The 22,457-nt window shown below is 37.1% G+C and carries 21 protein-coding genes; 4 read left to right on the plus strand and 17 right to left on the minus strand.

What is annotated here, in order from left to right; genetic code table 11:
• Window positions 1–153: 153 nt before the first annotated feature.
• The 12 genes from BLR86_RS19940 to BLR86_RS19990 all read right to left on the minus strand — a co-directional run bounded on the left by BLR86_RS19940 (window position 154) and on the right by BLR86_RS19990 (window position 13,023).
• Window positions 154–2,148 (minus strand): acetoacetate--CoA ligase, encoded by a 1,995-nt coding sequence (locus tag BLR86_RS19940; protein WP_090765671.1) that lies wholly within the window; start codon window positions 2,146–2,148, stop codon window positions 154–156.
• Between the two features lie 102 nt (window positions 2,149–2,250).
• A complete protein-coding gene (locus BLR86_RS19945; RefSeq protein WP_090765674.1) occupies window positions 2,251–3,054 on the minus strand; it encodes an enoyl-CoA hydratase/isomerase family protein in 804 nt (267 codons plus the stop codon).
• A 316-nt stretch (window positions 3,055–3,370) separates the two neighbouring features.
• Window positions 3,371–4,549 (minus strand): acetyl-CoA C-acetyltransferase, encoded by a 1,179-nt coding sequence (locus BLR86_RS19950; RefSeq protein ID WP_090765677.1) that lies wholly within the window; start codon window positions 4,547–4,549, stop codon window positions 3,371–3,373.
• Between the two features lie 95 nt (window positions 4,550–4,644).
• On the minus strand, window positions 4,645–5,151 hold the full coding sequence (locus BLR86_RS19955; protein ID WP_090765680.1) for a flavin reductase family protein: 507 nt from the start codon (window positions 5,149–5,151) through the stop codon (window positions 4,645–4,647).
• A gap of 201 nt (window positions 5,152–5,352) precedes the next feature.
• Window positions 5,353–6,561 (minus strand): acyl-CoA dehydrogenase family protein, encoded by a 1,209-nt coding sequence (locus BLR86_RS19960; RefSeq protein WP_217642405.1) that lies wholly within the window; start codon window positions 6,559–6,561, stop codon window positions 5,353–5,355.
• 132 nt (window positions 6,562–6,693) lie between these two features.
• Window positions 6,694–7,578, minus strand: a complete 885-nt coding sequence (locus BLR86_RS19965) for a VOC family protein (protein WP_090765683.1) — start codon at window positions 7,576–7,578, stop codon at window positions 6,694–6,696.
• A gap of 227 nt (window positions 7,579–7,805) precedes the next feature.
• Window positions 7,806–8,783 carry a fumarylacetoacetate hydrolase family protein gene (locus tag BLR86_RS19970; protein ID WP_090765686.1) on the minus strand — a complete coding sequence of 326 codons (978 nt, stop codon included), beginning with the start codon at window positions 8,781–8,783 and terminating at the stop codon, window positions 7,806–7,808.
• Between the two features lie 45 nt (window positions 8,784–8,828).
• Window positions 8,829–9,542: a FadR/GntR family transcriptional regulator gene (locus BLR86_RS19975; RefSeq protein WP_090765690.1), complete on the minus strand. Its 714-nt coding sequence runs from the start codon at window positions 9,540–9,542 to the stop codon at window positions 8,829–8,831.
• A gap of 674 nt (window positions 9,543–10,216) precedes the next feature.
• Window positions 10,217–10,591: a hypothetical protein gene (locus tag BLR86_RS19980; protein ID WP_090765693.1), complete on the minus strand. Its 375-nt coding sequence runs from the start codon at window positions 10,589–10,591 to the stop codon at window positions 10,217–10,219.
• A gap of 22 nt (window positions 10,592–10,613) precedes the next feature.
• A complete protein-coding gene (locus BLR86_RS26655) occupies window positions 10,614–11,132 on the minus strand; it encodes an FTR1 family protein (RefSeq protein WP_254782389.1) in 519 nt (172 codons plus the stop codon).
• On the minus strand, window positions 11,066–12,085 hold the full coding sequence (locus tag BLR86_RS19985; protein ID WP_254782390.1) for an FTR1 family protein: 1,020 nt from the start codon (window positions 12,083–12,085) through the stop codon (window positions 11,066–11,068). Before BLR86_RS19985 ends, BLR86_RS26655 begins: the two co-directional genes overlap by 67 nt.
• Window positions 12,086–12,303: 218 nt before the next feature.
• Window positions 12,304–13,023, minus strand: a complete 720-nt coding sequence (locus tag BLR86_RS19990; RefSeq protein ID WP_090765695.1) for a DUF6241 domain-containing protein — start codon at window positions 13,021–13,023, stop codon at window positions 12,304–12,306.
• A gap of 290 nt (window positions 13,024–13,313) precedes the next feature.
• Between BLR86_RS19990 and BLR86_RS19995 the strand changes: the two genes are divergently transcribed.
• Window positions 13,314–14,108 carry an EcsC family protein gene (locus BLR86_RS19995; protein ID WP_254782391.1) on the plus strand — a complete coding sequence of 265 codons (795 nt, stop codon included), beginning with the start codon at window positions 13,314–13,316 and terminating at the stop codon, window positions 14,106–14,108.
• 74 nt (window positions 14,109–14,182) lie between these two features.
• A complete protein-coding gene (locus BLR86_RS20000; RefSeq protein ID WP_090765698.1) occupies window positions 14,183–15,775 on the plus strand; it encodes an acetolactate synthase large subunit in 1,593 nt (530 codons plus the stop codon).
• Between the two features lie 73 nt (window positions 15,776–15,848).
• Here the strand turns inward: BLR86_RS20000 and BLR86_RS20005 are convergent, their stop codons facing one another.
• A complete protein-coding gene (locus tag BLR86_RS20005; protein ID WP_090765701.1) occupies window positions 15,849–16,385 on the minus strand; it encodes a VUT family protein in 537 nt (178 codons plus the stop codon).
• A 297-nt stretch (window positions 16,386–16,682) separates the two neighbouring features.
• Between BLR86_RS20005 and BLR86_RS20010 the strand changes: the two genes are divergently transcribed.
• On the plus strand, window positions 16,683–17,246 hold the full coding sequence (locus BLR86_RS20010) for a hypothetical protein (RefSeq protein WP_090765704.1): 564 nt from the start codon (window positions 16,683–16,685) through the stop codon (window positions 17,244–17,246).
• A gap of 130 nt (window positions 17,247–17,376) precedes the next feature.
• Here the strand turns inward: BLR86_RS20010 and BLR86_RS20015 are convergent, their stop codons facing one another.
• The gene (locus BLR86_RS20015; RefSeq protein ID WP_090765707.1) at window positions 17,377–18,786 is read right to left on the minus strand and encodes a PQQ-dependent sugar dehydrogenase; all 1,410 of its coding nucleotides are present in this window, start codon (window positions 18,784–18,786) and stop codon (window positions 17,377–17,379) included.
• A 205-nt stretch (window positions 18,787–18,991) separates the two neighbouring features.
• Here BLR86_RS20015 and BLR86_RS20020 point away from each other — a divergent pair, with 205 nt between their 5' ends.
• Window positions 18,992–19,579, plus strand: a complete 588-nt coding sequence (locus tag BLR86_RS20020; protein ID WP_175492981.1) for a copper resistance CopC family protein — start codon at window positions 18,992–18,994, stop codon at window positions 19,577–19,579.
• A gap of 121 nt (window positions 19,580–19,700) precedes the next feature.
• Here BLR86_RS20020 and BLR86_RS20025 read toward each other — a convergent pair whose 3' ends face one another.
• From BLR86_RS20025 to BLR86_RS20035, 3 genes are read right to left on the minus strand one after another with little or no spacing between them, the layout of a single operon-like run.
• On the minus strand, window positions 19,701–20,513 hold the full coding sequence (locus BLR86_RS20025) for an MBL fold metallo-hydrolase (protein ID WP_090765714.1): 813 nt from the start codon (window positions 20,511–20,513) through the stop codon (window positions 19,701–19,703).
• 27 nt (window positions 20,514–20,540) lie between these two features.
• Window positions 20,541–21,224 carry an HAD family hydrolase gene (locus tag BLR86_RS20030; RefSeq protein ID WP_090765717.1) on the minus strand — a complete coding sequence of 228 codons (684 nt, stop codon included), beginning with the start codon at window positions 21,222–21,224 and terminating at the stop codon, window positions 20,541–20,543.
• Window positions 21,225–21,263: 39 nt separating this feature from the next.
• A complete protein-coding gene (locus BLR86_RS20035) occupies window positions 21,264–22,115 on the minus strand; it encodes a DegV family protein (protein ID WP_090765718.1) in 852 nt (283 codons plus the stop codon).
• Window positions 22,116–22,457: the final 342 nt, after the last annotated feature.

A 22,457-nucleotide genomic window follows, 5' to 3' on the forward strand; every position in this document is an offset into this window, starting at 1 on the left:
ATATGAGTTTGGAGCTTTTTCTATTTTTGCTGAAATTGTCCAAACACTTGTCTTTTCCTAGTAAGGCTTTTATTCATACATTTTTTTTACAACGGCCATTTCTATCGCTACTTTTTTGCAGCTTGAAGAAATTAACGGTCTCTATGTACCTATTTAAGAGACATCTCCTGATTCTATCAACTTCTGAAACTCAATAAAATAGTGTAATGATTTTGGATTTAGTAATGAATCTGAGTTAACAGCCTGATTGATGGGAATTCCCATTAGTATTTTCTTTATTGGTACCTCAATTTTTTTGCCGTTTAACGTTTTAGGCAGTTCATTTACACTAAAAATTTCATTCGGTACATGCCTAGGGGAGCAGTTTTGTCGAATCGTTTTGTTAATATGCGTTTTCAATTCATCTGAAAATGGAGTACCCTCTCTCACAACGATAAATAATGGCATGTATGATTGCTCACTATTAATTGGTATGTCGACAATTAAACTATCTTGTACTTCAGGAATACTCTCTAAAGCACTGTATATTTCACTTGTACCCATCCGAATTCCGCCCCGATTAATGGTTGCATCTGACCGGCCGTACATGATACCAGATCCTCTAGAGGTAATCTTTACAAAATCACCGTGCCGCCAAATATCAGGAAAAACATCAAAATAACTATTTTTGTAGCGTTCCCCCGTTTCATCATTCCAAAAATAAATCGGCATGGATGGCATCGGTTTTGTAACTACAAGTTCACCAATTTCATCCAATATTTCTTCTCCTGCATCATTAAAGGATTTAACAGCTACTCCTAAAGTTCGAGCTTGTAGTTCTCCGGAGTAAACGGGTAATAACAGGCTTCCTCCTAGAAAACCAGAACAAATATCCGTTCCTCCAGTAGTAGAATAAAGCCAGATATCCTTTTTTACTTGATTATAAACCCATTCAAACCCACTTTCAGGCAAAGGTGAACCTGTTGAACCAATGCTTCTTAAGTGTGAGAGATTAAATTCCTTTGGGTTCACATTTGATTTCATATTGGCCACTATAAAGCTTGCACTAGTACCCATCATCGTCATTTTGGTAGATTCCGCAAACCCCCACAAGGTTTCATCATTCGGATAGCTAGGATTTCCATCATATAATAGGACCGTCGCACCAGTAAGCAAACTACTAACAACAATGTTCCACATCATCCAACCTGTTGTTGTGTACCAAAAAAATCGATCTTCGCTTGTTAAATCCATTTGAAGTCCAAGGAATTTCAATTGTTCTAGCAGGATTCCTCCTTGACTTTGTACAATACCCTTTGGTTTTCCTGTGGTTCCGGATGAATATAAAATCCAAAGCGGATGATTAAATGGAACAGGTTCAAAGGTTAATGGTTCATTATTATGTTCTGTTATAACCTGATTCCAAAGAACGGAATTCTTCAAACCTGATAATTCAGGTTGATCTTGCAGATTAGGTATAATGATGGTTTCTTCCAAAGTAGGTAATTCCGCTTGAATTCTTCCAACTAAGTCAAGGCGATCGTATTGCTTTCCTCCATATTGGTAGCCATCTGATGCAAACATTACTTTCGGTTCGATTTGTTTAAATCTATCAATAACACTCTGGATGCCAAACTCCGGTGCACAGCTTGACCAGACAGCGCCGATACTAGCACATGCCAAAAATGCTGTTACAGTTTCATGTATATTGGGTGCATATGCCACAACCCGGTCACCTGGCTTTACCCCTTTAGACTTTAGATATCCTGCAATAGCTGCTGTATTCTTTTTAAGTCCTGCCCATGAAAGTTCCTGCTGTGTACGTATTTCGGACTTATATATGATAGCAGCTTTTTCTGGAGTTTCATTCCTAAATATATGTTCTGCATAGTTTAATGTTGCACCAGGAAACCAATCGATATTTGGCATTTTGCCTTCAGAAATTACTTCATGATAATCCGTTTCGGCAATAATTTTATAATAATCCCAAATGGCAGACCAAAATCCCTCAAGGTCTGTAACTGACCATTCCCATAATTGATTGTATTGTTCAAACTTTAGCCCACGCGTTTCATCAAGCCAGGTCATAAACTTCTTTTTGTTTGATTTTTCTTGAATCTCACGAGAGGGTTCCCATAGTAAATTTCCACTAACATTTGCGGTCTTCAATCATATCCCCCCTTTAAAAATAAATCCAAGCTTGTGTTAAGCATCATTCACCTAACTTTTCAAAAATCATATTCCCCACTGTTAATAGGTACTTGAAATATATTATTTTGATGAGATGGTTTCCTTTAAAAAATCAGCTTCACGTTTTTCTAGAAAAGCGGTAATCCCTTCTTTTCCCTCACTGCTGCTTGCCCTCTCAGCAAGGACTATAGACTCCTTACTCATTTGAGACTCAAGTGTTTCTTGTAGAGAGTGATAAAATAGTCTTTTTGTTTCTCCAAATGCATTCATTGGTCCATTTGCAAGGTTTTCTGCTAACTCTATGACAACTTCTAATAAACTTTCATCGGCAACAACATGGTTGATTATCCCCCACTCACTTGCCTCTTTTGCATCCAATGGCCGATTTGTATACATTAACTCAAGAGCCCGTTTCATCCCGACAAGTCGAGGTAAAAAATAACTCCCTGATCCATCAGGTGTTAGTCCAACCCGATTATAAGCCATCACAAATTTAGCCTGGTCAGAAGCATAGGCCAAATCACAGGCACATACTAGACTCATTCCGGCACCAGCTGCTACTCCATTCACGGCTCCGATAAAAGGTTTATTCATTCTCGTAAAATATGAAATGGCTTGGTGCATGTAGGCTGTCACACTTTTTAGATGAGAACTAATTTGTTCACCTTCCTCGGCAAAGCTTCTTAAATCTCCACCGACTGAAAATTTATTTCCAGACCCTGTAATAACCACAGCTCTAATTTTTTCGCTCTCCGAACAAAAAATTGCAACATCCATAAGTTCCTTTGCCATTTCTAAATTAATGGCATTTCCAGCTTCCGGACGGTTTAATCTGACGATACCGACATGATTTTGGATCGTTAACTGAACAAGTTTATTTTCCACTTTTAAACCCTCTTTCTTTTTTATAGGCTCTGTTATAGCTGAATGTTGATTTCACTCTGTTTGAAAAATAGACGGAAAAATTCCGTTTTTAATTGGGAAATAACTATATTTTCGTTAAAATAAGGGGAGCTTTTCCGCTTATATTGTCCAAATCGATGGATTTTGGCTTATTTAGAGCAGTTAATCGGAATATCTCCGCTTATATCTGCTTCTAAAGCCTCCACTTTATACAATAGCAGGAAATTCTCCGCCAATGAAATCTCATACCTACACGAAAATCAACAATGAATAATAACAGAGCTTATTTATAAAAGCCTTACGCTCTTTCTAAAATCATGGCAATACCTTGACCCCCGCCAATACATAGAGAGGCCAATCCATATTTTACATTTCTTTTTTTCATTTCAAGTGCTAATGAATATGTAATTCTTGTACCGCTAGCACCAAGAGGATGCCCCAAAGCAATCGCTCCGCCATTGACATTCACTTTTTCCCGATCTACCCCTAACTCTTTTATTACGGCTAGAGATTGCGCAGCAAATGCTTCATTAAACTCAAACAAGTCAATATCACCTATGGATAATCCAGCATTCTTTAGTGCTTTGATACTTGCTGGAACAGGTCCAATCCCCATAATTTTTGGATCAACCCCTGCTACTCCCCAGGAAACAATTTTTGCAAGTGGTTTTAATCCATGTTCAAGGACATAATCCTCTGAAGCTAATAAAACGGCTGCCGCACCATCGTTTATACCACTTGCATTTCCAGGTGTTACGGTTCCGTCCTTCTTAAAAGCTGGCTTTAGCTTAGATAAGATTTCAACGGTTACACCGTCTCTAATATATTCATCAACCTCAATGACAAACTCTTTTCCTTTTCTATCTTTTCTCACTATAGGTACAATCTCTTCCGCGAAACGGCCGTTATTTCTAGCTTTCATCGCCTTTTCCTGGGAATATACCGGAAATTCATCCTGTTCTTTGCGAGATAGCTCATATTTTGCCGAAAGGTTCTCTGCCGTCATTCCCATTCCGCAGCCAACATATTGATCAATAAGCGATTCCCATAGCATATCTACTACCACAGGTGCCTTATTTGGTGAACCAAAGCGGGTACCCTTTAAAATTTGAGGTGCTAAACTCATATTTTCAGTTCCACCGGCAGCAACGACTCTTGCATCTCCTAATGCAATTGACTGTGCACCCGTTACGATCGACTGGAGACCTGAACCGCATAAACGATTTAAGGTTAGGGCGGAAGATGACTCTAGCATTCCGCTTTTCAGACCAATATGTCTTGCCAAATAAGCAGAAGCTTCTCCAGTTTGGATCACATTGCCAAACACAATTTCATCAATATCTGATGCTGGAATCCCACTTCTTTTAATCGCTTCTTTCGTTGCTGCCACGCCTAGATCAATATCGCTGACATCCTTTAATGAACCGCCGAAAGTACCAAAAGCAGTTCTTGCCCCATCTACTATATAAGTTTCCATCTATTCTTCCCCCCACAATTTACAGTTTGATATAAAATCATTGACTATGAAAATATTAATCAAAGTTACTAGTTATTTGTATTTAGACTTTTTACCTACTTATTTGGGACAGAATGAAATTCAGCAGGAATTGGACCGAAATGTCTGCGATGGTAGAGCATCGGTTCTTTTTCATGAAACGTTATATTCGTCACTTCTCCGATTAGTATTGTGTGATCCCCTGCTTCGACTTGCTTATACGTTTTGCACTCCAGAACTGCAAATGTATTCTCGAGAATTGGCAAATTTTGTGATGAAAGGCTCCAATTACAGTTGCCGAAACGATCAGTATTTCTGCTAGCAAATAGTTGACAAAGCTTTTGTTGGTCACCAGCGAGCACATGGACGACAAAACCATCCGCCATTTTAAAAGCATTCAAGGAAGAAACACGATGATCTATCGACCATAAAATAAGCAGCGGATCAAGGGAAACGGATGCAAAAGAATTTACTGTAAGTCCAACGGGATTACCATCTTCATCGCATGTTGTAACAATCGTTACTCCAGTCGGATAATTTCCCATAACTTCTTTAAAAAGGTTTTGCTGATTTTGTTTTTCCATCTCTTTCACTCCTTCTATACTATCGTTCAAATTTTCCCATCCTAACTAATCACAAAAAATTGAAAAGAAGGATCTGATTTCTACCCTTTCTAGGATATAAGTCAGATCCCAATCAAATAGAAAGTTATTTCATGGTATTTGAAAAACTAATTTCTATTAAAATTCTAATAATATCTCGTTTTCATTTAGACTTACGAACAGTTAAACTAGAACCGTATTAGGTTCCTGACCACAAAGGATTCGTCCATATAACTCAAGGTTTGTGGTAGGAACAATAACTCCGTGATTTGTCGCACCGCGTGCATCACGTATAATTTGTGCTAGAAGATTATTTTCCGCAATCAACGATCCACCACTTTCAGATGCTAGAATATCAATGGCTTCCCAGCATAATCTAACCGCATAGCCAGAATCCATTCGAACACGAGCTCTATTATGAAAATCCATATATTCACCACTAGCAGCCCAGCGATCAATATCATCAGCAGCGCGGTATACATGCAGAAGTGCGGAGTCAATTTTCATTGCAGCTTCGGCTACTTTTAAATGGGTAACGGTCGCTTCAGCTTGCGAGTTGTGCCATGTGTATTGAATTTTCCTATTGGGTAGTTTCTCCAAGAAAATCTCCAACGCAGCGCGAGCCATACCAAGCGGAGGCGATAACAGCACTAGCGCTAAGACAGGTACCAAAGCCGAGTGATAAAGAGCTTCTTCCTTGGAATGCCCTGATTGATACTCCCCATTCATTGCCTTTGAAATCGATGCTACCCTTCGGTCGGGAACAAAGATATTCCGAACCTCTAGACTATTGCTTCCGGAGCCACGCAGACCAGTAGTGTACCAATCGTCCTTAATCTCAACATCTTTCATTGGCAGGAGTGCTAGACCATTGTCAATAATATTTCCATTTTCATCAACGATTGGAATACCTAGACCTGCCCACTGTGCATGTAGTGAGCCAGAACCAAATCCCCAAAATCCATACTCAATTACATAGCCTCCCTCAACACGACGAACCTCGCATTTTCTTGGCTCTAGTACTCCACAAGTACGAGCATTTCCATCTCCAAAGACTTCCTGTTGCACATCCTTTGGAAAAAGTGTAGCCACAAGCCAGTTACAAACGTTAGTTAATGTCGTAACCCAGGCGGCCGAACCATTTCCACGTGCTATTTCAGAATTAACATCAATAAATGTCCGAATGTTTACTTGATGACCACCAAAGATTTTAGGAATAGTCAGATTGAACAATCCCGCCTCATTTAGAGCTTCAATTGTTCCTTCTGGAATTCTTCGAATATCATCAATTTCCTTACCTTGTGCACGTAATTGGGGAACAAACTCTGCTGCACGTTTTACTAGCTCCTCAGCCTCATTGGTTCGGTCTTTTACACTATTTTCATTTGTCACTATACTCAATTCCCTTCAGAATAAATTAATTTTGATAAAAATAATAACATTCTTAAAATGAATAATACTGACATTAATTTTGATACTGTTACTTAAGCTGGTCCGTTAGTTGTAGTCATTCATTTTGCTCTATTATACCTTAGCCAAATCCACTACAAATTCTGTTCCCCAAGCACTTAATGATTCCCAAACTTTTGGTTTAAGCGGCAGCTCCTCGTGCCATGGACGTGGTTCGAAAATGCCGAGTTCTGGAATTAATACATCCAGGTCTGTATACAATTCAACCACATTTTGGTCTGGGTCATGATGGTAGGTTGCAATATTATGTCCAGCTGTATGGCGGGATGGGCCCCAAAGGACTGGATGACCATTCTTTGCTAATATGTCCGAACTAGCAAATTGATGACTGGCATCTTTTAATTGGAAAGCAATGTGGTGTAACCGAGTTTCATCCGATGCCACAATATTTAATGTGTGATGATCTGTATTACAAGATAAGAAATTGGCGAAAGCCTCTCCAATTTTATCTGTAAAATTAAACCCTAAAGCATCTCGGTAAAAATCGATGGTTTTTTGAAAATTCTTCGCATAAAAAGCGACATGTCCTAATTTGTGAGGAACAATCCCAGAAGTGCCAAAGCCAACAATTGTTTGGTCTATTTCCGTAAATAATTCCAGGGTATTTCCTGCAGGATCCTGTAATTCTATCAATCTTGAAATACCTGGTTTCGCTTCTCTTTTAATAGTGGAGCTAATACCTTGTTCATGTAATTGTTCCTGTACTTCTTCTATGCTGAAATTTCCATCTAATTGGTATCCATAGCGGCGAATACCTTTTTTATCTGAAGGAGTAATTACGATATTGTGATGGTCGAGAGCGTTGCTTAAATAAGTTACGCCGTCCACTTCTTCTGAAATACGATACCCCATTGTATTCGTATAATATTCCACCATTCTATCCGCATTTTTCGAATAAAAATCAACATACACTAATCTAAATACTTTTACAGTTGACATTTCCCATTCCTCCAGATTATTTAATCAGATACCAACCATTGGTCTTTTGCTGTCTTCCCTTTAAATCCACCTAACCTTGAAACAAATCAAAATCCTGTTTTGTAAACGCATACATTCTTGTGAAATATTAAAACTAATAAATTCATTTTCATGGAAGTTAAATTTATTTATGTAAGACCTATAGGTCGCTGGGATATTTAATCCCAGCGGATAGAATAAATGCACTATTAAGAAATTGCTACTTTACTTGAAACTACTTTATTTACTTGTTCACCTAGGTCAATTTTTCCATCTTTACTTCTAATTTGACAACGAATAACGTCTCCATCTTCCAGATATTTACCGTTATTTATTTGACTTTCAACAAGAAGTTCTACTTTCTCGGCGTAAGAGACCATAGGGCTTGAAATTTTTCCAAGTGTCTCTGGTGTAAGACTTAGCGCTACTCCACCTGTTGTACCTGTAATAACCAAATCACCTTTTGAAAGATCCATGATTTCTGAAAGCTCTGTTAGCGTTTCAGCAGGTTTGAATAATAATTGACTCGTATTTGCTGATTGTCGTAATTCATCGTTTACCCATAAATTTAATTCTAGATCATGAATGAGTGGAACCTCTTCTTTATCAAGTAAGTATAAAAACGGTCCTGTAGGTCCAAAAGTACGGTAGCTCTTCCCTTTTAACCATTGCCCCTCAGTGAGTTGTACATCACGGGCAGAAACATCATCCATAATGACAAGCCCTGCAATATATTGGTAGAGGTTTTCATCTGTCACTTCAACTGAAGAAGAAATCTCCGTTCCAATGACTAGTCCCAGCTCAATTTCATAGTCTAATAGCTTAACATGTGACGGACGAATAATTTCTGTGTAGGGACCAGAAAGTGTGCTATCTGCTTTACTAAAAAACATATTATATGGCGGACGAGCTGCTTCCATTCCAGATTCAGCACGGTGAGATGAGTAATTGGCACCTTGGCAAACAATTCTTGCTGGTTTAGTCACAGGGCTTAAGATGGTTACTTCGTTTAATGAAAGAGATTCACCTTGTCCTTGTTCCTTTGCTTGTCTAGCTGCCTCAACACCTTCTTCTAAAAAATGTGCTAAAGAAGAAAAGGAATCCTTTAATACGAGAATTTTATCATTTGATACAACTCCCCACTGCTCTTGATTTTCATTTTCAAATCTTACTACTTGGATCCCCATAATTAACTCCTCCTAAATTTAATTGGTTCATTAAGTTCAAAGAAACTACGAATATATTTTTTCCAAAATCCTCTTAACCCGTAAGATTAACTCGATCATTTTATCATGTGCCAATTTTTCATCACGGGCCATGACAGCTTCATATATAGAACGATGTCTTTCTAATACTTCATTTGTCGGTGTATCAAAAGGTGATTCTGGAACATTCTTGGCTGCTTTTAACGTTTTTTCTCGGCTAATAACTAGCGCTTTCCGGAGCGTTCTAACAGTGTTAATGATTAGATCGTTGTAAGAAGCCTTTAAAATACTTTCATGGAAATCAAAATCGGCATTTACCCATGCCTTTTCATCTCCGATTGATTGTTCGAGCCGATTGAAAGCATCTTTAATGTTAATCAAATCCTGCTCGGTTGCTCTTTGTGCTGCTAGTGCTGCTGCCATGGGTTCAAGCCCCATTCTAACTTCGGTTAAATGCAGTAGAAAATCTCGATTATTCTCATCTTCCAGCACCCAGTTCATAACTTCAAAATTCCACCATTGCCACTCTGAACGTGGAAGTACAATCGTCCCAGCCCTTTGATTGGACCTAACAAGACCCATAGTAGATAGACTTTTAAAGGATTCACGGACTACCGTTCGACTTACTTTATATATTTCACCTAAATCCTCTACTTTTGGTAAGATTTCTCCTTGTTTTAGCTCGCCAGTGACTATTTTTCGTCCAAGCTCACAAACTAATTGCTCACTTCTATTTTTCATAGAGCGTTTTTCCTCCTATCCTTACAATGTCCTAACCTTACCATAACAGTAATGGTAATCCGATTTTTTGGGATAGAAGTTTTAAAAAATGGGGTACCATTCAACAATGGAAACGCCTCCATTTATTCGTAATCTGTATCACCACCTTTAGATCTAAGAAAGTTTAATAGGTACACATCCAAAATAAATAATATTTATCTGATTATTATAATAAATAATATTTATTTTCCTGTCAACAACTTTTTCAAATATTCAAAAGAGTAAAAAAATGCAAGGTATCTCCAATTTATGGGTTGTTTCTAGCGCTTTAAACTAATTTAATGTTGATAAGTATAGTTAACAGAAAACCGTAGATTGTATAATAATCAACACGAGTCAGTTAACGCTTACACTTCCATTTCCTATGTTTCTATGAACAAACTACAATATCCTTCCGTGGCAAGCCTTTTTTTATTACTTCCGTCGTGACATATAGGACATCCTCTGGATACATTGGTTTGATATCCTATTTATTGCAACATTCATGCCAACTTCCTTTTATCTATCCTATCAACATTTTCATTAACACAAAAAAAACCTGTAAAGCATTCTTAACAATAAATGTTTAGAATGCTTTACAGGTTGTAAATCTATCGTCCTAGGAAGGCCCCTTCGTTATTTTCTTTAAAAACTCATTATTTGGTATGATCCTCTAATTCTTTCAAGGCCAAAGTAAGTTGGTCATTTAAAGAACCCAATGCGTCTTTATCAAGAGTGGCTGCTTCCGAACCTGCAATGGTTGGAGCCAGATATTTTTCTATTTTTTCATATAAATCTTTGTTATCCTTCTTAACACCTTCTTCAAAGGAAGACCATTGATCTTCTAACTGTGGACCAACTTCCTTTACTTTTGCTTGGTCGCCGTTTTCAATAGCTTTTGCCAGCTGTTCTGTTGTCTCTAGCATATTATTTACTCCCACAGAAATTTTACTATCAGTTGAATTACAACCTGCTAGAACGAGTGCACTTCCAAATCCGAATGCTAAAATCACCGCTTGTACTTTTTTCATTCCATTATTCCTCATTTCAAATTTAATTTTGACTGCTTATTGGTTTTTTACTTTTAATGATTTTTAATAGAATCATCATAACGGCCCCAAATACAAGAATAACTTGAGGTATTGTACTTTCCCATGAAGGATAAAGTGCAAAAAATTCGAAACTTGGAATGCCTGGAGAATTAGTGGTTTGGATGAATCCAGCTAATTGTAGGCTGTGTATTCCCATTCCCGTAAACTTAACACAAAGGTAAAATACGATGATACTAGACACCATAAAGAATAGACGCAGCGGCAGCTTTAATCCTGCAAATACCATTAAATACGCTAAGATTCCAAGTATTGCAGCTCCAATTAGAAAACCAATCAATAGGGACTGAAGTTTTATTTGGCTAGCCATACCCATATAGAATAATACGGTTTCTGTTCCTTCTCGGAATACTGCAAGAAAGGCAAGAGCACCTAATGAAACTAGTTTACCTGTTGTTAAAGCTGTTTGGCTTTTTTCACGAATATACTGATTCCAATCAGCGATATTCGTGAAAAAAGCCAATAGCTCATGTACAATAACATTACGGCAGCAAAGACACCTGTCCACCCAGCAATAAGTGCATTATTATTACCAAACGCTCCAGAAGAGATCACAAATTTTACAATAATGGCGAGTATTACACTAACTCCTAGACCAGCTAATACCCCAGTCCAAATCCATCCGATTCCCTTTCCATCTGCTGATTTCTTTACAAATGACATAAGTGCTATCACTACAAGAAGGGCTTCTAAACCTTCTCGAATAAGAATCATGGCAGCATCCCAATAAGTGTATTGAGATTTATTAGCTAAAGGGGTTAAGTATTTTACCATTGTATTAATTGTTTGATTTGCTTCTTTATAATTAGGCGGGTTAGCAGCAAGCATTGCTTGAATCGTCACCAAGTCTCTCTCGGAATCACTGTAAACGGAGGCAGATTGTGCGACCACCGCTCCTTCTACACTCAACCAGCTGCTATTTGCCTTTTTAATGCCCTTTAATGCTTCAGATTGATTGTGTTCATTCACTTCCGCCTTTGTTTCTTGGAGAAGTAAAATAAATTCACCTAATGTAATATCCTCTTTCTTAAAACCTTTCTCTTTTGGATAACCTCCACTTACAAATTTTTCACTAACAGACTTTAAATCCTGTAAAGCCTGAATAACTTGTTCTTGATTTTTAATGGTTAAGGCATAGACTACCTTTCCCATATTCGATTCAATATCTCGATAGGCAGTTGCAGAATCTTCTTTAATCCCCTCTTCTATTTCCCGCCAGGTCTTATTAAATTGATCATAACCTTTCTCACTATCCGAAAGGTTTCCTTTAGAAGCAAAATCAATGGCTTGATCAATAAATTCTCCAGCTTTATTTATATCGTCACTGGAACTCCCTGCCGCAAATACGGGATTATGTAAACCAAATCCTACTACTAATAGAAGTATAGAAAAATTAAGTAATAGATTTTTCCTCATGAAAACCTCCTTAAAAAATTAGTTAACTGATAACGATTTTCATTATCAACCACATATTTATTATATTTTCTATTGATAATGGTTGTCAATTAGAGTTTGTAAAAATATTAAAATAAATTTAAAAAAGGTGCCAGACCCCCGTTGCATTAAAGCAGTAGTTCATCGGGGGACTGACACCTTTTTCTCACATAGTTGAGACTACAAGTGAATGGAATTCATTATCGGGCTCCAAATTGTTCCTTCACTAGGTCCTCTTCTTCTTTTGGACTCAAGATTCCATATGCTTTTCCAACTGTTCCATCTTTAAATTCCCATATTACGTTATGATCAGCTACAATATTACTAAAATTATTCCTTAACCAATTATTGACGATTTCAAGCATATCGATATTTTGGCTATATGCAGGATTCTCCTGAAGGACTTCTTTCACTGCCAGAAGGTTAACTTCGGTCATTTGAACAAATTCCCATTTTTCTTCTGAACGAACTTTTTGATGTGTCATATTATGAAGAATCTCTAATAGAACTTCTTCGGATGGCGATTGATATATTCCTAAAGCGATTTTAGATTGATTGATCTCGGGTTTTAATTTTGCCAAACGGGCTTCTTCATTTATCTTTTGATTTCTGTTAAACTCGTCTTTTACAACAGCTATCCTATCCAAAAGCTTTTGTTTTTCTTCAATATTTGGCAATAAATAGACCGCTTCTTCAGCTGCATCAATATTCTCCTGTGTCGGATTCATTTCTGCACTAATTACCTTCGTTTCTGCCATTCTACCTTCCTTTTGGAAAGCTTCTCTTTCTGCCTTTTGTTGAGATTCGATCGCAGCTTTATCCTTTGCTTCTTGGTAAAACTTGTAACCTATTATTCCTCCACTAGCTAACACTAAACTAGCAAGAAAGATGATTGCAAATTTATGTTTATGTACTACCATTACGCTTCCTCCGTTATCCGTTATGTACTACCAATTTATTTCATTCTTTCCAATTATACTAGAAAAGGCAAAAAATTTTTCAAATAATACTTCAAACTTAGTTAACATAATATAATTATTCAATTAATATTCATTATCCAGCCTAGCTTAGTATCATCATAAACATTTTGCAATTGCCCGTAGAAAGGATGAAACTTGTTTGATACTTTTTCGTATATACCTACATGCAAATTCAAATGAAAACGACGGAGTGGAATATTTTGATAAATGAGGAATCAACAGATTTTTTAATGGAAGAATTAAAAAAGATTGAAGCTTGGGAAAATGAACAGAAGGATTTATGGTTCTGGGAGAAACTTGGCCGTTTGCCATTCCTTTTGCTTGATAAAATAACGCCAAAGTTTATTCAAGAGAAAATTGGTTTGGCAATTGATGAGTTAGGAAGCTACATTCAAACCGGTGACCAATATTTAGTCAACGAAGAAACGATTCTAAAAAAGTTTGTCGCTGATGATCTAGAATGGACAACAGCTGAAATTCGCGAAGCTCTTCGTGAACAGATTCCCCTTACTAAAATGGATGAGGTGGCAAACGATATCGGAAAATCGCGAACAAAATTGGCCACTGTTCAAGGCGCCACAACAGGGATTGGCGGGATTTTTACGCTGGCAGTTGATATCCCTGTTCTATTAGGGTTATCTCTTAAAGTTTTACAGGAAATTTCCTTATGCTATGGGTATGACCCAAAGGAAAAATCAGAGAGAATTTTCATTGTAAAATGTCTTCAGTTTACCTCATCCGATATTGTTGGAAAAAAGGCAATTTCAGAGGACCTCGCTGCCTACCATCAAGGCAATCAGAATCATCAAATCGTTTCACAACTGCAAGGTTGGCGAGAAGTGGTGACGACGTACAGGGATTCGTTCGGCTGGAAAAAACTTTTTCAAATGGTCCCGATTGCTGGTATCATTTTTGGCGCAGTGATCAATCGCTCCTCCATGAGTGATGTAGCAGATGCAGGAAAAATGTTATATCGGAAACGAAGAATCCTGGAACGGTTACAGCAAATGGAATCGATTCAGTAAATTTATAAGTAACTAGATTATCATTTGAATTAAAGGGAAAAATAGGAAAGGTGGAGTTTGAAAGGAGACTAATTATGAAGGCAACAGATTTACTCGTTCAGTGTTTAGAAAATGAGGATGTCGAGTATATTTTTGGCATCATGGGGAAAGAAACCCTTGACCTGATCGATTCCTTGTCAAAATCAAAACAAATAAAGTTTGTGAATGTTCGACATGAACAAGGCGCTGCATTTATGGCTGATGTTTACGGCAGATTAGCAAAAAAGCCCGGTGTTTGTTTAGCGACATTAGGACCAGGTGCTACAAACCTTTTGACCGGAATTTCAAGTGCAAATCTGGACCATTCTCCGGTAGTAGCTATTACAGGACAAGCAGGCCTTGAACGGCAGCATCCTGAATCCCATCAATATTTAGATATCGTAAAAATATTTGAACCTGCTACCAAATGGAGTGTTCAAATTAGAGACTCACAAACCATCTCAACCATCATACGTAAGGCGTTTAGAGTTGCACAAATGGAAAAGCCAGGTGCTGTGTTAATTGAATTACCAGAGAACTTAGCACCACAAATGATTCCTAGTAACCCGTTACTCGTAACACAATTCCCAAAAAGCACACCGAATTCACAAGCTATTGAATATGCTCGTTCGCTAATAGGTCAGAGCAATAAACCACTTGTTATTATAGGAAATGGGGTAATCAGACAAGAAGCTGTGGATGAACTCCTCACATTCATAGAGAACCTAAAATCACCAGCTCTCCATAGTTTTATGGCAAAAGGAGTTTTATCTAAAGACCATCCATCAAACTATTTTACATTTGGCTTTACGAAGCAGGATGAAGGTTTACCGATAATAGAGGAATCAGATTTATTAATTGTTGTTGGATATGATTTTGTTGAAAAACTTCCTAAGGAATGGAATAAAAAGCTGCGACCTGTTCTACATATCGATCCCCTTCCGGCCGAAATGAACGAACATTACCCTGTTAGGGGGGAATTAGTTGGTGATTTAAAGGAAACGTTCCATGCCCTTAATAAACTGGAAATTCCGTCGAAACCATGGGCTCCGAGTGGGAATCTAAAAGCACAGATTAAGTTTGCTTATCAGATTGATTTAGAGTTGCAAGGAAATCAAGCATTAACAATAGAAAATATCTTAACAATTATTGAAAACCTAACAAACGAAAAGACCATCGTCATTTCTGATGTAGGTGCTCACAAAGTATCCATTGCCCGTACATATCAGCCAAAACAAGCCGGTCGGCTCATCATTTCAAATGGATTAGCCTCAATGGGTATTGCTGTTCCAGGTGCCATTGGTGCTAAATTGGCTTGCCCGGACGCACCGGTAATTTGTATTACTGGGGATGGCGGTGCATTAATGAATATTTCCGAATTAGAGACGGCCAAACGATTAGGTCTATCCTTTGTCATCATTGTTTTAAATAATTCTGCATTAAAATTAGAAGAACAAATGATGCAAGACAAATTCACTAACAGCTTTGGTACAAGTTTTGGTAACCCTGACTTTGTAAAGCTTGCTGAAAGCTTTGGAATAAAAGGAGTAAGACCCAACGATTTGGTTGCGTTTGAACAGTTTTTAAAGGATGCTTTGAATCAGACTAATGAACTTACATTGATAGATGTTCAGGGTAAAGATGTTTAAGGAGTTTCGGGTGCCTGTCACCCGATACAAAAAAGCTCCAACCTCAATGAAAGCGGTTGGGGCTTTTACCATGCTAATTTGATACTGTATTTTTGCCCATATCGTTGGTTTGGTGAATGATTAGTGCTGCAATGGCTTGGATGATTGTCTTTACTAACACTTGACCCATGATTGCGAATGGAACAGCTTCCCATGGTAAGAAGTTTGCACCGAGCGGGCTAAGACCGATTACAACGAAAATCGCCGAATCCAATAATCCACCTACGATTCCACTATAAAGAACACGTAAGCTCATTGGCAGGTTTAATCGTGTGTAGATCTCTGTATCAGTTGTTTCTGCAATCACAAACGAAATCGCAGATGCCATTACAATGATTAATGTATCCCCTAACCAAAAGGAAACAATGGCAGATAATAAAAGCGCCAACCCGATAAACAGATACGTTTTCTTTCTTCCATATTTGTTTTGAACCAAGTCACGGAAGATAAACGTTGCTCCAATCAGTAATGTCCCCATTGGAACAATAAAGATTCCTAGCTGTAATGGTGCGAAGGCCGCTGTTACCACGTTTGCTGTGACAATTGAAATTAAGTACAAAAAAATTCTCACGGTTACTCACTCTCCTATGTTTTTTCTACGCCACCCGATAAAATATAAAAAACAGCACCTCTAAGAGAAGTGCTGCTTCGCCTTAGTTTTTTTACCGAGGGGTGCTAGAACCTCCACCGCAGGATGCGGATTAATATTTAAGATTTATTTAGTTTACTATTTTATTAGCTATCTGTCTAGATAGGCTTATCCATGTTTCTTTTCTTGAAGCATTAGATTTTTATAAGTGTTCCAACTCAATTAATTAGTAAATATACTGTATGGTCATGTGTAAATCATTATGAATGAGGTGGAGCGGTGTATTTTTTAAAACCACTTTCCGATGAGATTCGCTTATCGCGAATACTATTTAATCGACATAAAAAAACGAGGAAGCTCATTCTTTGTTCTATTTTTTCCTGTATTGCTGCTATTCTTCAGGCTGCTGGTGGCTTTTTACCAGGGGTAGGGTATTTATTAAGTCCGCTTGCCACTGGACCTATTCTGTTCATTTCGATGTTGACTATTCCATATGGAGTCATGTCCTATCTTCTGACAATTATGTTGTTATTCATCCTTCAGCCTTCTGAACTCATGATATTTCCTTTTACAACAGGATTGTTAGGACTTGGAATCGGGGGTTCTTTTTACTTTTTTAGAAAGAGATTTAGTATTATTGCTACTGGTTCCATTTTGTTAATAGCAGGAATTATGTGTTTACTATTTATTTTTCACTTTCCAGTTTTAGGTCCAGCCGTCTCTGATTCCTTTTCATTTCTTACCACTGGAAGTATTCTTTTATTTTCATTTCTTTATAGCTGGTTATGGGTTGAAATTGCTTTAATCATTTTTAGAAGATTAAAAGTGATTATCATTAAATGATCCTCCAATTCTCAACTGGACCACTTCTGGCAAAAAAAACAACCAAGGGATCCTGATTGCTCCCTTGGTTGTTTTTTTGATCCAATTAAATCTATGCAAAAGATTTTTCATGATTAACAATTTAATAGTTTCATTGAATTATTTCAAAAACAGTACCTTGATTAACATCCGTCACTTTCATAGATCCATAAACCCCTAAAAATAATCTGGTTTGATCTAGATTTGTTCCTAAGCTAACATAAAAAGCTGATTGAGGACCAAAATCATAATCGATTTGAATCACACTAAAATCATTTTGTTTACCATCTGGTTTTACTCGTGTATAAGCTAAAGCCCCTCTAACCTGTGGTTGAGAATCTTTCCGGGCAAGATCTGTAAACACCACGCTTCCCGTTAAGCCGGGTATTCCATTCCCTATATATGCTTGCACTCCTGTAAGTGCAGTACCTCCAAACTTATCGGGCCTTTGATCTCTATGAAAATAACTTGTTAATGGCTGGAGACGCCTCGCTGAAGTATTTAGTGCTTCATTGTAGTAAACAATACTTTTCTCTTCCAAATTCGGATTTGTAGAGCATTCCTTAATAATCGAAGTAGGAAAAGAACCTTCCCACCCTCGCCAGCCAAAGTTAATAAATCCTTCTTGGTCAAGTTTAGAATTCATTAAAGAAGCTTGAATAAGTTGAGTAACCGGTATTGATTTAAACTGACCAAATGAAAAAATTGACTCTACCAAATCCTGTCCGACATTCCCGACATATTTGATATACTGATGATAATATCTTTGAAATGAAATGCCTACTATATTGCGAACCCCTTTGGCCATTACCGTTAGTGTTTCCTGAATCGGTACGGGTAGTTCATTAAATCGTGTAACTACGGGTGGACTATTGATAAAGGTATTCTTCGTGACATCCATTTCAATTATTTTACCGGCTATTTCCATATTATCTTGACATAAATTAAATGGATCATAGCCTGCTCCACCATCTCCGGTTGTTAAAACAAGTTTTCCTGTTTCTGGTGAGAAATTTAAACTATTGATACCATTATGATTCATAAATGGTCTTCTTAAATTAAGTAATGTCCGCCGTTTTTGAGGTTGACCATTTGAGTGTAAAATCCATTCTTCCACTGTATCAATATGATCATATTGAGTTTCTCTATTTGTCCACTTTAGGTTTAAAGTACTGGGATCACATGGGTCAGGCGTAAAAGATTCAGGAAGAGCGCCCGGACCTTGTGTTCCAGCTACTGAATAATGAAGATAAAACAGACCGTTATAATAAAATTCTGGATGAAACGCTAAACCTAGTAATCCTCTTTCATCATAGCCTCCAGAAGCACCTAGTTTTAATATTTGCGGTCGAATATCTAAAAAAGTTTTAATACCTCCATTTCCTATGTAAAAGATCTCTCCCACTAAGGTTGCAATAAATAATCTTTCCATTGAATCACCAGGAAGTATCGCTGTTTTCAAAACAGTAGGTAAATTTATCTTATTGACAATGGGCCGTAAACGAACTTTCACTTTTTCCACCTAACTTAACCTCCATCTCATTGTTTTCTTTTATAAGAATATGATTAGATTGGTTTTATGAGTACCAAATTTGGGCCGAGGGAAATAAACGTCTTAGTAAGAAGTTTTTCCATGTGCATAAATAACATGTAATTACCATAAACATTGTGTTAATATGTCTTTATTAGTAAGAATGTACTAGTACATAAAGAAAGGGAGTAAAGTTTTGAAAAAGTTAATTTTATTTTTACTTTGTACAATTATATTTGTACCTACCATCGTTAGTGCACACACAAGCCTCTCTTCATCAAATCCAGCAGAAGGACAAGTTGTCACAGAGGCGCTCGAACAAATTACACTTACGTATGCCACTACTATTGAAGAATTAAGCACGATGAACTTGTTAAAGGACGGAAATAAACTATCATTCGAAGAAATAAAAATTGATAATAAGCAGATGATTGGAACCATTTCTAAACCATTGGAGAACGGCTCTTACACAATCCAATGGAATATTTTAGGCGAAGATGGTCACCCCATAAAAGGTGAAATTAACTTCGTTGTCCAAATGGATCAAAGTCAAACAGAAATTCCTGTTGCTCCTGATGAAGACAAAGAAAAGCAAGGTGATAACAGTCAAACTACTGAGAATAAACCAAATAAAATTGAACAAGAAACAGCAAATGATACGGTTAAAATAACAGAAAATAATGATACTAAATCTTCATCAAGTATGCTGGTACCGATAGCGATTGGTCTAATTGTTATCTTCGGAATCGTCCTTCTAGTGTTTACAGGAAAGAAAAAACGTTAATCATTTATGGGAATGAAGACAGAACTCGGTTTATTTTACTTTCAGGGAAAGTTGCAGACAATTCTAAAAAGACAAGAGAGTAACTTCTCTTGTCTTTTTGTTGAAAAACGATGGCAGAATTTTATTTTTTTTCATTCAGAATCGATGTAACAATATGCAGAGAGTCCCATTCTCCACCAGAAAATTTTACAATTGGGTATTTTTTTGAATAGAGTTTATTGCGGATCTCTTCAGATGTGTATCCTTCTTCATGTAAAGTTAAAACCTTATCTTGAATGAATAATAAATAGTCCCGCTTCCGTTCAAGTGCTGCGCGACCATCTTCTAACAACCCAGCATGGCTGCAAAAAACATCTTGAAAATCATAGGTTAAAACCCGTTCTAATGATTCAATGATTTCTAGGATACTTTCTTCTGCTAATACAACTTTGGTTCGCTCACTTACAAATAAATCACCTGTAAACAGCTGACCTGTTTCCCGATTATAAAAGGCTTTATGATCAAAAGCATGTCCAGGCGTATCAATGACATCCCATGTTGAATTTCTTGATGTAAACATTTCAGGTATAGGTTTAGCATGAAATGGCTTTCTTTTCCCCCAAAATAGCTGTCGATACAATGGATAATAAGCCCGATTTTTGCAATAATCAATGGTTTTTTCATTTAAATAGATGGGTAGCTTCTTAGTCTTTTCAATATAAGCTGCGCAGCCTGTATGATCTTCATGAAAATGAGAAATCATGACTTGATCAAAATCTGTTTCATCAATGAATGCTTCAAAATATTTATGTAATGACTGTGAGCCTGTATCGATTAAAACACCATCCACGAAATAACAGTAAACATTTAAAGAAACTCCCTGAAATTTGACTTTTCCATTCAAGTAGGAAACTCCATTCTTCTCCCCTACAACTGATGTTTTCTTCAAGAACACACGATTCACCTCCCCTTATTACAACTCCTAGACAAGACTAACTATTGGTTCCTTTATGATTTCCCAATTCTTATCCTGAGCTAATTCCAAAAGACGAGGCTCTGGGTTTACGGCAACAGGATTTCCTACTAATTCCAGAACATTTAAATCCGAGTAACTATCCCCATAGGCAAAGCTATTTTGCCAATCAACATCGGTGTCAGACAAATGTGCATTGATAAATTCCGTTTTCCGTTCACCGTAAATATAGTTTACTGATTCATTTTTGCTCAGTTTTTCATCATGATAAGGAATACTGCTCCCAATGATACAATCAAATTTAACATTTTCAGTGACTGAATATAAGAGTGGCTCATACGCTCCAGAGACAAGCATCGTATAATAGCCATCCATACGATGTTGTTCAAGTCTATCTAACATCGTTTCACGTAGATTTTCGCTCATAATCCCGCCAATTTGAGAGAAAAACTGGTCTATTTCTGTTTTTGGAGAAGAACCGAAAGCGGCAATATAGCTCCTCATTGAATACTCTTTCATTTTTTGTTCGGGGTAAAGTTTACATTTATAAGCAAGGTAAACCGGTAATATTCTAAGGAAGAAATTCCGATATTTCTGAAAATGTATCGGGTGATTCTTCAAATGACCCATCAAAAGAGGAAAAGTCTCTTTTGGAAATAACGTACCATCAAAATCAAAAATAGCCACCTTCATAGGATCATCCCTCCCTTTTATTATAGGATTTAATACTTTCTAAACTTCTAAGCCTGCAATTCCGACACCGCCAGGTCCGGCATGAGTAGATATCATGGCGCCAGCTTGAATCCATTTCACATTTTTGAAACCAGCTTCTTTTGCGATTTCATCCATTCCCTGCTTGATTTTTTCATCAAGTCCAATGGAATAAAGAAGATAGAGCTGTTCTCTATCAATTTCGTATTGATTTAAGTATTCACGTATCAGCTTTTCTGAAACAGCTTCCATATTGCCACGATATTTTTTTGTTGAAACAAGATTACCATCAATTAGTTCAATTCGCGGCTTTATTTTTAACAGTGCCCCGCCGAGATATGCAAGATTGCTAACTCGTCCACCCGCTCTTAAAAAATCTAAGCTTCCGGGAACGAAAGCTAGTCTTGATTTAGGAATGATTGATTCAATTTTCTTTATTAATTCTATAGGTTCAATTGAAGGATCACGTTCTAATAAGGATACCGCATACATCACAATCACAGTTAACCCACCTGTAACATTCAAAGCGTCAATTAGAATTATATCACTCAATTCTTCCGTTGCGATGATTGCATTCTGGAAGGAAGAAGAAGCCTTTGACGTATAACCAATATGTACGATGATGCAATCAGGGTAATCCTTTTTTATCTTCTTGAAAAATTCAAGATATTCATGCGAATTTGTCGATGTTGTCGAGGGTATCTTTTTTGTCCGCTCATAATAATCATATATATCCGTTACAGGTAATGAACCGTCTAAATAATCCTTACCATCCATGACCACATGCATCGGGACAACTTGAACATTATGTTTTTCGGCTAATTCTACTGGTAAATCCGCACCGCTCTCTGTTGTTAAAATAATTCTTCTCATACTATCCCCCGCTTCTATGTAAAAAACCGTTACCATTAATTGTGATTTTTTTGTACCACTCTACTATACATCAAAATGGTATATAGGTTACACAAATCCGAAAGAAATATTAGATCTGTTTAGTTTGGGTTGAGCACTTTTGAAGAAGGGAGATAACCAGTTACTAAAAGTACCCTTTTTTATGTGCGTATTATTCTATTTCACTATTATTTCGGATGGATAAACCTTTTTATAATTCTTAATGTCGTAAAATATTTTTAAAAATTGCTCTGTTATAACTGAATGTTGATTTCACGCTGTTCGAAATATAAGCGGAGAAATTCCGGTTATATTGTGAAATAC

Origin of the sequence: Bacillus sp. OK048 (assembly GCF_900103525.1) — a bacterium.
In the GTDB taxonomy this organism is placed as follows: Bacteria; Bacillota; Bacilli; order Bacillales; family Cytobacillaceae; genus Neobacillus.

Coding starts and splice junctions, on each gene's coding strand:
- BLR86_RS19950 (WP_090765677.1), bottom strand. CDS start 4,549: ATGGAAACTTATATAGTAGATGGGGCAAGAACTGCTTTTGGTACTTTC.
- BLR86_RS19955 (WP_090765680.1), bottom strand. CDS start 5,151: ATGGAAAAACAAAATCAGCAAAACCTTTTTAAAGAAGTTATGGGAAAT.
- BLR86_RS19965 (WP_090765683.1), bottom strand. CDS start 7,578: ATGTCAACTGTAAAAGTATTTAGATTAGTGTATGTTGATTTTTATTCG.
- BLR86_RS19970 (WP_090765686.1), bottom strand. CDS start 8,783: ATGGGGATCCAAGTAGTAAGATTTGAAAATGAAAATCAAGAGCAGTGG.
- BLR86_RS19975 (WP_090765690.1), bottom strand. CDS start 9,542: ATGAAAAATAGAAGTGAGCAATTAGTTTGTGAGCTTGGACGAAAAATA.
- BLR86_RS19980 (WP_090765693.1), bottom strand. CDS start 10,591: ATGAAAAAAGTACAAGCGGTGATTTTAGCATTCGGATTTGGAAGTGCA.
- BLR86_RS19985 (WP_254782390.1), bottom strand. CDS start 12,085: ATGAGGAAAAATCTATTACTTAATTTTTCTATACTTCTATTAGTAGTA.
- BLR86_RS19990 (WP_090765695.1), bottom strand. CDS start 13,023: ATGGTAGTACATAAACATAAATTTGCAATCATCTTTCTTGCTAGTTTA.
- BLR86_RS19995 (WP_254782391.1), top strand. CDS start 13,314: ATGGAAGAATTAAAAAAGATTGAAGCTTGGGAAAATGAACAGAAGGAT.
- BLR86_RS20000 (WP_090765698.1), top strand. CDS start 14,183: ATGAAGGCAACAGATTTACTCGTTCAGTGTTTAGAAAATGAGGATGTC.
- BLR86_RS20030 (WP_090765717.1), bottom strand. CDS start 21,224: ATGAAGGTGGCTATTTTTGATTTTGATGGTACGTTATTTCCAAAAGAG.
- BLR86_RS20035 (WP_090765718.1), bottom strand. CDS start 22,115: ATGAGAAGAATTATTTTAACAACAGAGAGCGGTGCGGATTTACCAGTA.